Consider the following 16,111-nt stretch of genomic DNA (forward strand, 5'->3'; position numbering starts at 1 on the left):
AGCCTGGGCCAAAAAATTCCTCGATAAGTGGTTCTGGTGGGCCACTCATTCCAGACTGCAGCCGATGCGAAATTTTGCCTGGATGCTGCGCCGCAAAGAAGAAAATATACTCAGCTATTTCAAGATGCCGATCAGCAACGGCTCGGTAGAAGGTCTCAACAACAAGGCCAAGATGATAAGCCACAGGGCTTACGGTTTCCGCTCAGCCAAGAACTACATCCGTAATCTATACCATTGCATGGCTGGACTGCCTGAACCCAAAATCATGCACAAATTTGTGTGAGGAGCCCCCATGTAGATGTCCCCTTAGCCTCCACCTTCATGCTCTCCACCAAAAAGGGCAAGGAAGCCTATGTGCAGCCGATCATTGAGGATGATGGTTATCGGTTTGAGGTCAAAGTGGGAAAACCCGGGGATGTAGAAACAGTGAAAAAAGGTACTAAGTTAGGGAGGGGAGCAAATTTTGCATGTTTGGTTTCGGGTTCACCAATACCTCCAGGGTACATCAAATCAGAATCAGGTACTGGAAACATGGGAAAAAGACTAATGGCGATTGTAGCCGCAGGCGAGCGTGGCCGCTTATATCTAAACCCTAATCCACATCACGACAAATTAGCACATCAGGCAAAACCTTATTGGATGCCCGATATAAAAATTTGTGGAAGTACCCAGTATTTAGGCATAAAGGCTTATGGGATGTATAATTTTGATCAAATATTTACCAGCCGTCAACTTTTTACATTAAATACATTTACTGATTTAGTACAAGAAGCTTGCGAAAAAGCAACTCATGATGCAAAAAATGCAGGATGGGTTGATAATGGGATTGGACTGGCTGATGGAGGCTCAGGTGCAACTGCTTATGGAAATGCATTGGCTGTTTACCTTAGTTTTGCACTTAGTAAACAAGCTGATTTATCGAACAGTCTTTGCGGCTGGGAACCAATAGCTCAATGTCCTCGTCACTTGTTTGGACGCCAAGCTATCCCGATGATTTGGGATTTTGCTGAAGGTAATCCTCTTGGGGATAGTTCTGGTGGATGGATTGTCTTCATAAATGGAATAGTCAAATCATTTGAAAAAGCTTTTCAAAATATTCATAATTTAACAACCGGGTTTGCTCAACAGGCTAATGCTAGCATACAAAAAATATCAAATTCAAAAGTCATATCAACAGATCCACCATATTATGACAATGTACCCTATGCAGACTTATCTGACTTCTTTTATGTTTGGATGCGTAAATCGTTACGTTTTATTTTTCCAGATTTATTCAAAACAGTTGCAACACCAAAATCTGAAGAATTGGTAGCTTTTGCTTATCGTCACAATGGAGTTAAGTTAGATGCCGAGTCTTATTTTCTTAATGAAATGACAAATGTAATGCAGCTTCTTTTTAAACAAAGCAACGAGAATTTCCCTTTAGTAATGTATTATGCTTTTAAGCAATACGAAAACAACAAAGATAAAGAAGTAGTGAGCACAGGTTGGGAAACATTTATTAAGTCTATAATTGATACAGGATTCCTTATTAGTGGAACTTGGCCTATGCGAACTGAGAACAAATCTCGTCTTCGAGGGATGTCTTCTAATGCCTTAGCCTCCTCTATAGTCCTAGTTTGTCGCAAACGAGACCCCAATGCCCCTTTCATTCCCCGCCGCCAGTTCCTGCGCGAGCTCAAAGAGGAGCTTCCGGAAGCCTTAGAAACTATGATCGGGGGCAAGGAAGGTGCAACAGCCATTGCCCCTGTTGACCTGGCCCAAGCGGCCATTGGTCCGGGCATGGCCATTTATTCCCGCTATTCAGGCATCCTAGAGGCGGACGGCTCCAAGATGTCTGTCCGGGACGCGCTTATCCAGATCAACAAAGTTATTGACGAGTTTTTCAACGAGGCCGAGGGGGAAATGGATTCCGACACCCGGTTCTGTATAGACTGGTTCATGCAGTACGGGTTCAAGGCAGACGCCTTTGGTCAGGCCGATGTTCTGGCCCGGGCCAAAGGTACCACTGTGGACGGCCTGGCTCAGGCCGGAGTTGTGGAGGCAAAGGCAGGCAAAGTTCGACTGCTGAAGTTTAACGAATATAGTGATGATTGGGACCCGCTCAAGGATCAGCGCACACCCACTTGGGAGGCCCTGCACCAGATCATCCGGGCGCTTCGCTCTGGGGGAGAGTCTGAGGCCGGCCGCTTGTTGGGTAAGATAACCGATAGGACAGAAACCATTCGCCAGTTGGCCTATCGTCTGTTCACCCTCTGCGAGCGCAAGGGTTGGGCTGAAGAGGCCTTGGCTTACAATGAACTTATTGCCTCCTGGTACGGCACTGTGGAAGCAGCGGCTTCAGAAAAGAAAGCGCCAAGCGAGAGGCAAACCACTTTGAATGATTTGCTCAACAATTAACGGGGGGTTCATGCAACTCAAACCTTGGACCGAGATTGCCACGCCCCACGAGGACGTGCTCAAAGGTACCTTTAAACAGGCCGAGTTTGCGGCGGATTTAAGTCTGGTCAAGGAAGGCAAGGCTCCCAAGGAATACCAGGATCCGGTCAGTTTTTTTGAACGTACCTATATTACTGAAGGCATGCGTCTTCTCCTGGACAGCGTGGTCAAACGCTTAAACGGCGGCAGTGGAGATCCGGTCATCCAACTGCAAACTGCCTTTGGCGGCGGCAAGACCCATACAGAAACCGCGGTCTACCACCTGGGAAAAGGCGAACAGCCACCCAGCCAAATGCGTGGTATCCCGCGCATTCTGGATGCTGCCGGAGTGCAGGAGATTCCAAAAGCCTCTATAGCCGTGGTGGACGGGAACCGCATGAGCCCTTCCCAGCCCAAGAGGAGGGGCAGCCTGGAAATCCGCACCCTGTGGGGAGAGATCGCCTGGCAGATCGGCGGTGAAGACGGCTTTGCCCTCCTGGCTGACTCGGACCGGGACGGCACCTCGCCGGGCAAAGAGGTCCTGGTTCAGCTCTTTGAAAAATACAGCCCCTGCCTCATCCTTATGGACGAGATGGTGGCCTATCTGCGCCAATTCCAGGAAGGCAAAGGCTATCCCGGCGGAACCTTTGAGTCCAACATGTCTTTTGTCCAGGCCTTGAGCGAGGCTATGTCCTCCACCAAAGACAGCATGCTCCTGGTCGCCTTGCCGGAATCAGATACAGAGATGGGCGGGGTGCGGGGGCAACAGGCCCTGACCTCCCTGGAAAAGTATTTCGGCAGGGTTCAGGCCCTTTGGAATCCAGTGGCCACTGGGGAAGCCTTTGAGATTGTGCGCAGGCGACTGTTTCATGAAATTACAGACCAAAAAGCAGTTGAAGAGGTCTGCCGGGCTTTTGCCAACTACTACCGGGAAGCAGCGGACGACTTCCCGGGCGAAACCCAGGAAGGTGGCTATGTCCAGCGCTTGATGGCCTCCTATCCCATTCATCCGGAGATCTTTGACCGCTTGTACCTGGACTGGTCGTCCATGGAAAAGTTCCAGCGCACCAGGGGGGTCTTGCAGCTTTTGGCCACTGTGACCTACCGCCTGTGGAAGGATGGAAGCCGGGACCCTATGATCATGCCCGGCTCATTGCCCTTATACGACAACAACGTCAAGAACCAGGCCATATATTACCTGCCTCCTGGATGGGACCCGGTGCTAGACAAGGATATAGACGGGGAACAGGCCCTGTCCGTGCATACAGACACCAAAAATCCTCTTTTGGGCAAGCACCAGGCGGCCCGAAGAACCGCCCGGACAATCTTCTTGGGCAGCGCCCCAGGGGCCAGGCGGCAGGGGGCCAGAGGTATTGACCACAAGCATGTGAATTTGGGAGTGGCCTATCCCGGCATCAGTACCAGTGTGGTCAAAGACGCGCTCAAGCATCTTTCAGATAAGCTCTTTTATCTCAATGTGGACCAGGAGCGCTATTGGTTTGACGTCACCCCCAACCTGCGCCGGGAGATGGAAGAGCGCAAGCAAAGGTTTGGCTGGCGCGAGGATGTGCTGCCCGAGGTCAAGAAGCGGCTGGAAAAGCTGCTCAAAAAAGGTTCCTTTGGCGGCATCCATGTCTTTACTCCGGCCTCGGACATCCCGGATGATTTTCAGGTCAGGCTGTGTGTGCTGCCTCCGGATAAGCCCCATTCCAGAACCAGCGAACTGGGCAAAAATGCAGCCTCAGAGATTTTAAAGACCAGGGGCACAGGCCCCAGGCTGTACCAAAACAGGCTCATCTTCCTGGCTGCGGATTACGACACCGTGCCCAGGCTCAAAGATCAGGCCAGGACTTATTTGGCCTGGAAGTCCATCGTCGATGATGTGCAGCAGACCCGCCTGGTGCTGGACAACTTGCAGGCCAAGCAGGCTGAGCAAAACAGTGAAGGCGCTGCCAGCACCCTGAACAGAACCATCACCGAGTGCTTCCAGTGGATTCTAAGCCCCATTCAGCACCCCACCAGACAGGGAGGCTTGAGCAAGCTGGACTGGGAGGATCTGCGCATCAATACCGGGGCAACGAACATGACCGAGGAAATTGAAAACAAGCTGACCCATGAAGAGCTCCTCCTCAAAGTCTGGTCCCCAATCCATCTGGACAACATGCTCAAGCAGTGGTTCTGGAAAGAGGGAGTGACGGACATCAATACCATGGATCTGTGGGAAAAGATGTGTAGCTACCTCTACCTGCCCAGGCTCTTGGACAGCTCCATCCTCCAGTCCGTTATATCCACAGGTGTGAGCAGCGGAGACTACTTCGGCTATGCAGACGGCAAGGAAGGATATGAATACCGGGGTCTGAAATTCAAGGAACCCTGTGCAGCAGTCATCGACCGCTCATCTCTGATTGTGGAGTTGGAGACAGCCAAGGCCTGCAAGCAGGCTCAAGAGGCCCCTGTTCCTGATGGAGGCGGCGAGGGAGATGGTGGTGGCCCCGGCCCTGATGTCCCTCCTGGAGGACATGAGCCAACACCTGGACCGGGAGGCGGAAAAGGAGGTGGCCACCAAGAGGGAGGATGGCCAACCCCTGGCAAGACAGCCAAAAAACGCTTCTATGGAACAGTCGAGCTCGACCCGCACACCGGCCGCATGTCCTTTGATACCATCCACCAGGAAGTTGTAAGCCAACTCACATCTAAGCCAGGAGCCCAAGTCAAGCTCAGGCTGGACATCGAGGCGGAAATGCCGGACGGCTTTGACGAGAATACACAGAGGGCTGTGCGGGAGAACTGTGGGACACTGAACTTTAGTAGTGCGGAGTTTGATGAGGAGTGACAGACTGAAAATCGTCCTTGATTGTGCAGCTTCTTCAATACAAACCTCAATCTTGATACCTTGTAGGTTTGCATAATCGGTGCGACCTTTTGAATCAGATGATCAATAAGTACAAAAGACTACGGTGTACCATATGCGATCGTTCATGTTTACAGCATGGAGGTCGTCCCGGTTGAGAGCTATGTCCTGAAGTCATTCAAATGTGTCTAACCCTGAATAATGTATAACATCTCAGTTTGAGCGATATAAAGAAATTTCATAATGTTGCCCTTCACTGGCGGGTACGAAGCGGAGCGGAATAACCGTCCAGATGAAAGGGCTGGTTTGCTTTAACGATAAACATCTTTTCGATGCCCCACCGTCACGACCCAAATGGTTAGTTCTTCATCCTGAATGGAATAGATAATACGATACTGCCCCACCCGAAACCGATATCTTTCCTGACCGCTCAATTTTATACTTCCAGGTTGGCGTGGATCCTCGCCCAAAGATTCAATAGATTGAAGGATTTTTTTTAAGGTTTTATCCGGAATTGCTTTAAAATCCCTCCAAACTGATTTTTTGAAAAATATTTTATATCCGGCCATCTCTTTTGAGCCTTTTTATCATCTGCTCATAGCTGATCAGCGGTTCATCATGTCTTTCATCAAATACGGCGAGGTCTTCCGCATCCTCGGCAAGTGCCTCCTTGACAGCTTCATTGATTATTTCTGACATTGATCTTGATGTCTCCAAGGCTTTTATTCGTAAAGCCTGATGCAGCGATGGGTCTAAATATATGGTTGAACGTTTCGATAGTGTAGTCATAATTGTACCTCCATAATTTGACTAAAACCATAACGTCATGATGTTTTGATGTCAAATGAGCATAAATGTATAAAGGGACAGGCTCATAATTGACAATGTCCATCGGCAGTGCAACGTACAAGCTGTATCCCCGATTTAAACCCAAGATCATACAATTTAGGAAGGAGTTGGAGGAAGATTTCGGTTCTGTGACCAATGAGGTGCTCATGGATGTGGATCCTGAGCTGCGTGATTTCTTTATGGCCCTGCAGGAGGCTCTTTTTGAGCGGCCGGAAATGTGCAACACCGATGGTGATCCTTTGAGCTTCCGTACCCTGCATTATGAGATTAACTCACCGGAGGATGCCTTTCAGGCCCTGGCTCCTTTGTGCGTGCACAAAACAGAGGAAGAGCTGCGAGACCAGGCGGAACTCGACGAGGAGTCCCAGGTGCAAGGAGTCCAGTTTGCCTGGAGCAAGGAAGGGCATACCCTGAGCAAGGGCCTGGACAACACCACCCTGGGGCACATTCGGATAGAGGAAAACCGAATGAAAATAGAAGTTAATTCCGAGGCCAGAGAAGAGCGGATTAAGGAGGAAATCGACAAGCGATTGGGAGAAAAGGCAACCTACAAGGTGACCGATATCCGTTCCATTGAATCCGTGATGAATGAAGGGTCTTCTGAGACCCCTTCATGGAGGCAGGAGGATACAGAGCAGGAGGCCCTGAAAAACTCCCCGGAGGTCCAAGAGGCCATCAGAGGTGTTTTGGGCCAGCACTGGGAGGGGTGGATAGATACAGAGCTTCCGGTTTTAGGCGGCAAGACTCCGCGGCAGGCGGTCCAGACCGAGGACGGACGGGAAGCCGTCCAGGCTTTGCTTCGAGACATTGAGATCACCGATAAGAACTCGAGCATGCCGGTGTCGCAACAGCCGTACGTGGATTGGGCCAGGAAGGAACTTGGCCTGCCGGACACCTGAGAGCTTGTCATGTTTTTCCGTGGGCAGAGGTGAGCCGAAACTTGTATAAAGGCAAGATCTCAACTGAGCTCCTGAAGCAAAGAGAAAAAGGCAGGCATGACCGAAGAATTGGGCGGAAAATGAAGGGCTTATATTGGCCCTAAGCCGCCGGTAACAGCCTGCTTAGCCAGCAGATGCGAGGGCACAATCTGGATTTGCACTGGCCAATCGCATCAGATAGTATAGTTGATATTTGATAATGATAACTATAATCTTTTAAATCTGTTGAGTGAGGAGCTTATGTCTGAATATGATTACAGGATCAACCGGGAGTTTTTAAAGGATTCCCTGCGCAAAAGGACAGACTTTTCCAGGACTGACCAGAATATGGGCAGGCCAATGCCCCCTATTCAGAAGCCTTTTGACCCTGCCAGTCCCCGGGTAAGCCTTGCTGGATCCGATCAGTGGCAGGAATTTGTCCGGGATATCAGCCTGGATCAAATCATTGCCAGGCGCAAAAGCAGGCGGAACTATGCCCCGGAACCTCTCCATCTTGAGGAGCTTTCCTTTCTTCTCTGGGCCACTCAGGGGATCCGCAGTCCAAAAGGTGGTGCAGCCAGCTTTAGGACTGTGCCTTCTGCCGGGGCCAGGCACAGCTTTGAAACCTACCTGGTGGCGCACAACGTAGAAAAGCTAAGCCCCGGATTGTATCGTTTTCTGCCCCTCAGCAATGAGCTTCTTTTTATCAAGGAGATTGCCCGGGCCGAGCACAAGCTGTCCAAGGCCGCCTTTGGGCAGCGATTTATAGCCGCTGGTGCAGTGACCTTTATCTGGGCCTGCCTGCCGTACCGCATGGAATGGCGCTATGGACCCAACGCCTATCGGACTATTCTTATGGATATCGGACACGTCTGCCAGAATCTGTACCTGGCCTGCGAAGCTATTGGCGGGGGAACCTGTGCAGTGGCAGCCTATGATCAACAGGCAATGGACGAGCTTCTGGGATTGGATGGCCATGATGAGTTCAGCATATACCTGGCTCCAGTGGGCAGGGCTCTGTCCCGGCACTCATAATAGATTAATGTTATCGCGCAAGAGAACGTGACGACTTTTTGCAGTCCCGTACCATGAGTTCAATGCAAAGGGTGGGTCCAGGATGCAATCCATGCTGGTCAAATGGTCTTTGGTAATGAATCTCTTAATCGATAAAAGGCCAGAAATGGTCGCCTTCAAAGATTTCATTCCGCAGGGATTCCTTTTCCTCTTGGTCCAGGGTGGGGTCGTGGCGGATGGCATTGTAGCGATGCATTGTGGCCACAAGGTCTTTTTTCATGCCCAGGGCCTCTTTTTTGAATTCGTCCACATCGGAAGCTTCGATAATATCCTGTTTAGCCAAGAAATGGTAAAAATCGAACAAAGATAAATAGATATTCTCGATCAGATCTTCATCTACATCTTTAAATTTGAAAATGTCGAATCGATACAGCCTGGCCAGACTTTCCAGAATCGGATCGGCGTTGTCGATTATTTTATCTGGAGGACAATGCTCGAGCATGAGCTCAAACCCTTTGCGCATATCGTGCATTCCCTGTTCCTCCTGGTTTGCACCTAGAAGGCGGATCCCTTTCTCCATATAGGCAGGATAAAACCAGGAGCAGATTTTGAGGATTCTCTGCATTCGAGCCACGATGTCCTCTGGGGACATTGGTTCTGAAAACATGGGAAGAGTCAGGGATGCGTAAAGGTCGGCGTATTCAGATTCGGCCTGGTTCCAGGCCTGTTGGGCATTTTTCTTTCTGGGCATGGTTATGACCTCGGTTCAGTTTTAGCTATTTAGAAAACCCAACCTTGGTCTCTACCTTATCTGGGAACACAAATAAAGGGCCCCTCAGGGAGACCACTTTTGTAAATCAGATTCAAAATGCCTTCAGTCATCATCCCAGGATCTTAGCGCCTCCCATCGTGAGTGCCACCCTTGTTCAGCCCTGCCCGGAACACCACATATCACATACTTTCTCCATCCGTCCTCAAGTTGGCCTGACTCCATCCGCGGAGGAAGGCCGGGAATCTCCAGCATGATGTTTATCGCATATCAGCGCATTGTAATCAAAAATGGTCATACCTGAGACATGACCGAAAAACAGGCCGGATACCATCTGTTCTTCATTCCCGGGGACGTCCCTCATCGCTGGTTTGCCCAAGCAAAAACATGGAGAAACGTATGTCGCACGTCACGGACGAAATCAAGAGCGTCGTCTCGATTCGCGGGCTGAAAAAGGCCTATCCTGACGGAACGGTGGCCCTGGAGTCGATTGATCTTCAGATCATTCCCGGCCAGTTCGTGGCCATTCTCGGCTTGAGCGGGGCCGGCAAGTCGACCCTGCTGCGCTGTATCGGCGGCCTGATCTCTCCGAGTCAGGGCAGCATGCGCGTCGGACCGTTCACCTATGACGGTCGAAACCGAACGCTTCGCAGCATCCGCCGGATTACCAGCATGATCTTTCAGGACTTCAATCTGTTCAAACACCAGACCCTTCTGGAGAACGTCCTGATCGGCAGGTTGCCTTTTATGAAAACGCACAACTGGATGCTGCACCGCTTTCCGGGCAGGGACAAGGATCTGGCCTACGACGCCCTGCAGAAGGTCGGCCTGGCCGACAAAGTCTACAACCGGGTCAAGGAACTCTCCGGTGGGCAACGTCAGCGGGTCGGCATCGCCAGGGCTCTGGTTCAGGAGCCCACTTTGCTCCTGGCCGACGAGCCGGTGGCCAGCCTTGATCCCCGAACCTCGGCGGAGATCCTGGAGCTGTTGAAGGACATCTGCCAGGCGGAACACAAAACAGTCATCTGCAATCTGCATCAGGTCGAGTACGGACGAACCTTTTCAGACCGCATCGTCGGCTTGGCCGAGGGCAGAATATTCATCGACAGAGCGGTCGATCGGATCAAGGACAGCGAAATTCAGACCATTTACGGCCTGAATCAGCAAAAGCAGTGGACGCCGCCTGAAGCATCCTTGCAGCAAGTAGTCCACATGTGAGCCATCCAGGTGCACCTGGCAGCAGTCTGGCCACCTGCCAGGATGCTACAGCTGTGAAACCCCAATCAGAAACTTTTTCCCGCAACAACCATCAACCGGAGGACATGAAAGCATGAGACGCATGAAAACAATCGGAACAAGCCTTATTTTGGCCATTGTCCTGAGCATGGTCATGGCCGGAACCGTTTGGTCAGCCAAGCCGGACCCGGATACCCTGCGCATTGCCCTGTTGCCGGACGAGTCGCCGGAAACGGTGATTGAAGTCAACAAGCCGTTCAAGGCGTATCTGGAGAAGAAGCTGAACAAAGAGATTGAACTCATCGTAACCACGGACTATTCGTCCATGATCGAGGCCTTCAGGCACGGCAAGCTGGAGATGGCCTACTTCGGCCCGCTGTCCTACGTTATGCTCCAATCCAGGCATGACAATGTCGAGCCTTTTGCGGCCAAGATGAAGGACGGCAAGACCAGCTACAACTCAATCCTTATCGTCCCCTCGGACAGCCCGGTTCATTTTATCTGGCAGCTGGCGGGCAAGGATGTCGGCTTTGGAGATCCCGCCTCAACATCGAGCCATCTGATTCCCAAGCAAATGCTGGCCAAGTATGGTGATCTTGATCCGTCCAATGATTTTCAAACCAGGCACTTGGGCGCGCATGACGCGGTGGCCATGGCGGTGATGAACAAAAAGGTGGATGCCGGGGGGTTGAGCCTGCCAATTCTCAAGAACTTGACCAAGCGGGGCGTCGTCGATCCGACCAAGATCCGTCAGGTCCAGATCTCTTCGCCCATACCGGAGTACCCCTTTGTTTATCGGAAAGACCTGAAGACCGGCCTGAAAAAGGACATCCGTCAAGCCTTCTTCAATCTTGAAGAAGAAGAGATTCTCAAGCCGCTTCGAGCCGAAGGGTTTGCGCCAATAGACGACTCCGCCTACGACATTATCCGGGAGACGGCTACGATTCTGAACATGTCCCTGGGCAATTAACCTGCATCGAGCCCTCATGAACAAGCCAATTTCCGCTGCGGCATCGGGCTGTTGCCCGCTGCCGCAGCGGCTGATGGCCATGGGAGCTGCTAGTTGACGAATCAAAACCTCAAACACCAACGTTGAAATGGATGCTTGTATTATGGTCACACACGATGCACAAAGACTTCCGCCCCTCCCACCCCATTTGAAGAGGGAAAAACGATTTCTCAGCGCCTTTGCCGTCCTGGGGGCTCTGTCCATTCTCATCTCGCTCTATGTCAGCGACTTCTTCTCCTGGAGCCGCTGGAGCGAAGCCTTGCCGGCCATCTGGCACCTCTTTACCGAGTCAGTGCCTCCGGATTTGTCGATCATGGATAAGCTCTGGATCGGTGCCCTTGAATCAATGGTCATGAGCATAGCCGGCACCTTTATCGCTATGGCCATCTCCTTGCCCCTTTCCTTTCTGGCCGCTCGAAACATCACTCCGTTCCAGCCACTGGTCGTGCTGATCCGGGGGATCTTCAACCTGTTACGCTCCATCCCTGAGCTTATCCTGGCCATACTGTTCGTGGCCTCGGTCGGATTTGGCATCCTGGCCGGAGTTTTGGCTGTGGGCCTGCATTCGGTGGGCATGCTGGGCAAGTTCTTTACCGATACCATCGAGACCGTGGACACGGATCTGCTGGAAGCGGTCAAATCGACTGGAGCCAATCGGGCTCAGATCGTGCTTTACGGCGTTGTGCCGCAGGTCTTCGGACGATTCATCGATTTCAGTCTGTATCGCTGGGAGTACAACTTCCGGGCCTCGGTCATTGTTGGTGTGGTCGGCGCCGGAGGCATCGGCTTCCAGATCATGCTGGCTCTTCGACTGATGCAGTATCAGCAGCTGCTGGTCGGGCTGCTTTTTGTCCTTGTCCTGGTTGTTCTGGTGGATTCTGTGGGAAATGCGATCCGCAAGAAGCTGGCCTTCTGAGGGCATGACCATGCAGGAATTGATTTTCATCACCAACTGGGTTCATCCGGAGGTAGTCGACCGCCTGCGGGCCGACTTCCGGGTGGAAACGAATGCGAATGGACGGCAGCTGGACAAAGAGGAGCTCATGGAAAAGGCACGGGAGGCCGCCGGACTGATGGTCTTCATGCCCGACTCTCTCGATGATGCTCTGCTTGCAGGCTGCCCCAAGCTGCGTATCGTCGCCGGTGCGCTGAAAGGATACGACAACTTCGATGTTCAAGCATGCACCCGCCGAGGGATATGGTTCAGCAATGTGCCTGATCTGTTGACCGAGCCGACGGCAGAGCTGGTTATCGGTCTCATCATCGGCCTTGGCCGGAACGTGCTCGAGGGAGACCGGTATATCCGTTCAGGAGCCTTTCGCGGATGGGAGCCGCGATTGTACGGCACTGGTCTGGCCGGACGGACCGTCGGCATCATCGGCCTCGGAGCGGTTGGACGGTCGGTGGTCAGACGTTTACAGGGTTTTCGCTGCTCCATTGTATACAGCGATTCGGCTCAAATGCCCGCATCATTTGAGCTGGATTACGGTGTGACCAGGGTATCACTGCCCGAGCTTTTGCGGGCCAGCGACTACGTCCTTCCCCTTGTGCCACTGAAGCCTGAGACCAAGCACCTTCTGGACGCAAAACGCATCGCGCAGATGAAGCCGGGAAGCTTTCTGGTCAACTGCTGCAGAGGGTCTGTGGTCGACGAGCGAGCCGTGCAGGAAGCCTTGTCCACAGGCCATTTGCAGGGTTATGCAGCCGATGTCTTTGAGATGGAGGACTGGCTGCGCCAGGACCGTCCTCAATGTATTGCTCCGGAACTTCTGAATCAGCCAAAAACTCTCTTCACGCCGCATCTCGGCTCGGCCGTAGATGAGGTCCGAAAAAACATCGCCCTGGAAGCCGCCGAAAACATTCGAGAGGCCCTGCAGGGGAAAAGGCCCAGGGGAGCGGTCAACTGTCCGGGCCGCTGACTTCCAGGTGAGGGCAGAAAGTTGTTCCCGTGTGCCCTGGACCAGCTTGTCGATTTCTGGGCCGGAATGAACATGCCTCACAAGGAGGGCCATTGAGATCTCTTTTGCGGATCAGTTAAACCGAGGCACCACTGGTGTTGATCCGCAAAAGGTACGGCAGGCTGTGGAGCTATGTGATCTTCATGGGCCAAAAGACACATCAGCCACAGCCCTCTGAGGCCCTCACATGAGCTATAAAACTCGGCCTGGTCTTCCCGGATCTCCATCCAAGGCTCACGGAAAGAATGATGGACAATTCTTCCTGGCCATCACATCACATCCCGGGTGCCGCACACCGCCTTCAACAGCCTTTTCGACCCCTATGCCGAGAGCCCGTGTTCACCAATCTCCACTTTCAACCTCTCACCGGTTTATCTTCATAAGACCAACCGACAACCGACGGCCAGATCCCTGTAGCCATAGCGGTTAAGGTTCCCAAAGTCGGCAACTCACCAAAGAAATGGTGCTTTTCCTGAATGCCGGGTATGCCCTCAGAGCCCTGATGCCGAAACTCGCTTATGAAGAAATTGGAAACAAGCTATTGATTCTTTTATGATCCTGCCCTAAGCTTATAAATTAGGGATGAGCCTTTCTTTTGATTCAAAAAATGGATGGAAAGCGACTTGTTGCAGCTCCGTCAATGAGGTGCCGGTCATGCCTTTGTCATTGCAGAATTCGACACCAACCTGTTCGAAGCAGCTCAATTTCGAACCGTATGGGAAAGTAACCCCCAGCCCCTCGGACTGGTGGGATCAGTTCTTTTACTTTCTTTTACCGGATCGGTTCAGTAACGGGCAGGAGGCCCCGAACACACTTTTGATCTGAACAATCCGGGAAAATACAAAACAACGGATAAGAAGAGGTGGATGGAGGGCGGCAAAAGATTTCAGGGGGGGAACGCTCCAGGGGATCAAGAGCAAGCTGAGATACCTGACTTCAGGATCCAGCTTACAACCAGACCGTCCATGTCGAATATTTTGACCGGAGGGCCACGGTTCGAATCGACCTGCCTCCGGCAGGGATGGCTATCCTGGCATGAAGTGGAAATTCTTAATTGTTTTGAGTGCTAGGTTTGCTCTGGCAAGCCTTTTGGTCGGCAACCCATTATAAGCACTTCAAGGAGTTTCCCATGAACACAATCACATTGCAACGAGGAGCACGAGAGGTCACCTTCACTAAGTTGCCAGAATATTTTGCAGTTCGCTTAAAACAGGGCAAGGCCTCCAATGATGTGGCCCTGGAAGCGGCCTGCGGTAAACCAAAGGCCGAGACCCGTCATATCGACTCAGCTGATCCTGAGAAGATGGATGTCTTCGCGGTCCGGGAGGCCGGAAAGCTGGAAGAGACCATGGACGCTCTTCGCAAAGCCCCGGCCAGCGATGTGGTTACCCACATGTATGCCATTGACGATACGCCCGATGGGGGCGTCATTCCCACCGGGACCATTACGTTGCAGTTTTGGTCCGGGGTGGACAGGCAGGATCGGGAAAGAATCCTGGAGGAATTCGGACTGGAAGTTGTGGAGGACCTTGATTTCCTGCCCCATGGCTACACTGTGCGCCTTACCGAGGCATCCACAGAGAACCCTCTGAAGATAGCCTCTAAGCTCCAGGCGCGCAAAGAGATCAAGATCGCTGAGCCGGAGCTGAGCTTCAAAATTTCATTCAAGCATATTCCTGCCGACACCCTGTACCATCAACAATGGCATCTCAAAAACCTGGGTAACATGACAGGGTTGACAGCTGGTGCTGATGTCAAAGCCGAGGGAGCCTGGGAACATACCCGCGGTTCCCGGAACATTGTGGTCTGTGTTATGGATGACGGCTTCGACCTTGAGCATCCTGACTTTAAGGTCCTGGATAAAATTGTTGCCCCGCGAGACTTTGGTCAAGGGGACTTCGATCCAAACCCGGGACTGGAAGACGATAATCACGGTACCGCTTGTGCCGGGGTTGCCCTGGCTGAGGAAAACGGTACCGGCGTGGTAGGGCTGGCCCCGCGCTGCGCCTTTATGCCGGTGAGAACCTCCAGGTGGATATCCGATGAGTCCATCAAAAAGCTCTTTGAATATGCCATTGATCATGCTGCAGATGTGATCAGCTGCAGCTGGTCTGCCGGAGCCTGGAATTTTCCGTTGTCCACCAAAATGCACGGAATAATCAAAAAGGCCGCTACTCAGGGAAGAACCAACGGCAAGGGCTGCGCGATCCTGTTTGCAGCCGGCAACGAAAACCGGCCCCTGGATGGTGAGAAAGATGGGAGGATTTCCCATCAAGGTTTTGCCCTTCATCCGAATGTCATTGCAGTTGGTGCTTCCAACAGCCTGGACAAACGATCTTATTACAGCAACTATGGTCCGGAGCTGGCCATTTGCGCTCCATCCAGCGGCTCTCCCGGGCGAGGGATCGTGACTACTGATAGGCGTGGAGCCAAGGGCTACTCCTCAGAAGACTACACCCATGGTTTCGGGGGAACTTCGAGTGCGACCCCCCTGGCCGCCGGACTTGCCGGCCTGATTCTGTCCCTTAATCCCGAGCTCAGCTCATCAGAGGTCAAGCGGATCATGATGGACAGCGCTGACAAGATCGATACTCAAAGCGGCAACTATGTGGATGGGCACTCGCCTTTGTATGGGCACGGGCGCATCAATGCCAAAAGGGCGCTCGATCTGGTGGCTGGAACAGACGGTGAGCAAGGGCTGCCCCAGGTTCTCTTCATGGAACATCGCATCAATAGATCCATTCCAGACCAGGGCGAAATACAGGATACGCTCATCTTTCCTCTGGAGGTCAAGGCCCGGGATATCGAGGTCCACGTTGAAATCCTTCACACGTGGCGGGGTGATTTGCGGGTGATTGTTATTCCGCCCCAAGGTGGAGAGGTCACCCTGGTCGACGGGAGCGGCGGGAGTCAGGACAATCTCATCCGCAGCTTTCGCTCCAGTGATGATCCCGGGTTATTCAGTGGGATAATAGGGGCATCTGCTGGTGGGGACTGGCGTTTGAAGGTCATGGATATGGCCGGTGAAGATGTCGGGACTCTGGTCAAGTGGGGATTAGGGGTGACCTATGTGTAAAGGGAGGTGTTATC

The 16,111-nt window shown here is 52.3% G+C and carries 13 protein-coding genes; 10 read left to right on the forward strand and 3 right to left on the reverse strand.

Annotated elements, in window-relative coordinates; translation table 11 throughout:
• From N902_RS17650 to N902_RS0111960, 3 genes are all read left to right on the forward strand, one after another.
• On the forward strand, window positions 1-283 hold a 283-nt coding region (locus tag N902_RS17650; protein WP_034622694.1), incomplete at its 5' end, for a transposase.
• A gap of 38 nt (window positions 284-321) precedes the next feature.
• Window positions 322-2,400, forward strand: a complete 2,079-nt coding sequence (locus N902_RS19755; RefSeq protein WP_153304207.1) for a DUF1156 domain-containing protein — start codon at window positions 322-324, stop codon at window positions 2,398-2,400.
• 10 nt (window positions 2,401-2,410) lie between these two features.
• Window positions 2,411-5,251, forward strand: a complete 2,841-nt coding sequence (locus N902_RS0111960) for an ATP-binding protein (RefSeq protein WP_027371119.1) — start codon at window positions 2,411-2,413, stop codon at window positions 5,249-5,251.
• A gap of 329 nt (window positions 5,252-5,580) precedes the next feature.
• On the opposite strand, the gene N902_RS19310 is transcribed toward N902_RS0111960, so the two are convergent.
• Together N902_RS19310 and N902_RS19315 are read right to left on the reverse strand one after the other, a co-directional pair.
• Window positions 5,581-5,838 (reverse strand): type II toxin-antitoxin system RelE family toxin, encoded by a 258-nt coding sequence (locus tag N902_RS19310; RefSeq protein ID WP_084288294.1) that lies wholly within the window; start codon window positions 5,836-5,838, stop codon window positions 5,581-5,583.
• A complete protein-coding gene (locus N902_RS19315; RefSeq protein WP_084288296.1) occupies window positions 5,825-6,058 on the reverse strand; it encodes a CopG family transcriptional regulator in 234 nt (77 codons plus the stop codon). The genes N902_RS19310 and N902_RS19315 overlap by 14 nt, the downstream gene beginning before the upstream one ends.
• A 188-nt stretch (window positions 6,059-6,246) precedes the next feature.
• Here N902_RS19315 and N902_RS0111970 point away from each other — a divergent pair, with 188 nt between their 5' ends.
• Both N902_RS0111970 and N902_RS0111975 read left to right on the forward strand, forming a co-directional pair.
• On the forward strand, window positions 6,247-7,017 hold the full coding sequence (locus tag N902_RS0111970; protein ID WP_161635183.1) for an antitoxin Xre/MbcA/ParS toxin-binding domain-containing protein: 771 nt from the start codon (window positions 6,247-6,249) through the stop codon (window positions 7,015-7,017).
• 279 nt (window positions 7,018-7,296) lie between these two features.
• Window positions 7,297-8,070 carry a SagB/ThcOx family dehydrogenase gene (locus N902_RS0111975; RefSeq protein WP_027371121.1) on the forward strand — a complete coding sequence of 258 codons (774 nt, stop codon included), beginning with the start codon at window positions 7,297-7,299 and terminating at the stop codon, window positions 8,068-8,070.
• Window positions 8,071-8,194: 124 nt separating this feature from the next.
• Here the strand turns inward: N902_RS0111975 and N902_RS0111980 are convergent, their stop codons facing one another.
• Window positions 8,195-8,800: a hypothetical protein gene (locus N902_RS0111980; RefSeq protein WP_027371122.1), complete on the reverse strand. Its 606-nt coding sequence runs from the start codon at window positions 8,798-8,800 to the stop codon at window positions 8,195-8,197.
• A gap of 417 nt (window positions 8,801-9,217) precedes the next feature.
• Between N902_RS0111980 and phnC the strand changes: the two genes are divergently transcribed.
• The 5 genes from phnC to N902_RS17665 all read left to right on the forward strand — a co-directional run bounded on the left by phnC (window position 9,218) and on the right by N902_RS17665 (window position 16,097).
• Window positions 9,218-10,036 carry a phosphonate ABC transporter ATP-binding protein gene (gene phnC / locus N902_RS0111985; protein WP_027371123.1) on the forward strand — a complete coding sequence of 273 codons (819 nt, stop codon included), beginning with the start codon at window positions 9,218-9,220 and terminating at the stop codon, window positions 10,034-10,036.
• A 121-nt stretch (window positions 10,037-10,157) separates the two neighbouring features.
• On the forward strand, window positions 10,158-11,024 hold the full coding sequence (gene phnD, locus N902_RS0111990) for a phosphate/phosphite/phosphonate ABC transporter substrate-binding protein (protein ID WP_034622695.1): 867 nt from the start codon (window positions 10,158-10,160) through the stop codon (window positions 11,022-11,024).
• A gap of 142 nt (window positions 11,025-11,166) precedes the next feature.
• Window positions 11,167-11,979 carry a phosphonate ABC transporter, permease protein PhnE gene (gene phnE / locus N902_RS17660; RefSeq protein ID WP_084288300.1) on the forward strand — a complete coding sequence of 271 codons (813 nt, stop codon included), beginning with the start codon at window positions 11,167-11,169 and terminating at the stop codon, window positions 11,977-11,979.
• 10 nt (window positions 11,980-11,989) lie between these two features.
• Window positions 11,990-12,982 (forward strand): phosphonate dehydrogenase, encoded by a 993-nt coding sequence (locus N902_RS0112000; protein WP_027371125.1) that lies wholly within the window; start codon window positions 11,990-11,992, stop codon window positions 12,980-12,982.
• 1,168 nt (window positions 12,983-14,150) lie between these two features.
• Entirely contained in the window at window positions 14,151-16,097 is a 1,947-nt protein-coding gene (locus N902_RS17665) for a S8 family serine peptidase (protein ID WP_051564547.1), read from the forward strand.
• Window positions 16,098-16,111 lie beyond the last annotated feature (14 nt).

The sequence above is a fragment of the Desulfovermiculus halophilus DSM 18834 genome (assembly GCF_000620765.1).
Taxonomy (GTDB): Bacteria; Desulfobacterota; Desulfovibrionia; order Desulfovibrionales; family Desulfothermaceae; genus Desulfovermiculus; species Desulfovermiculus halophilus.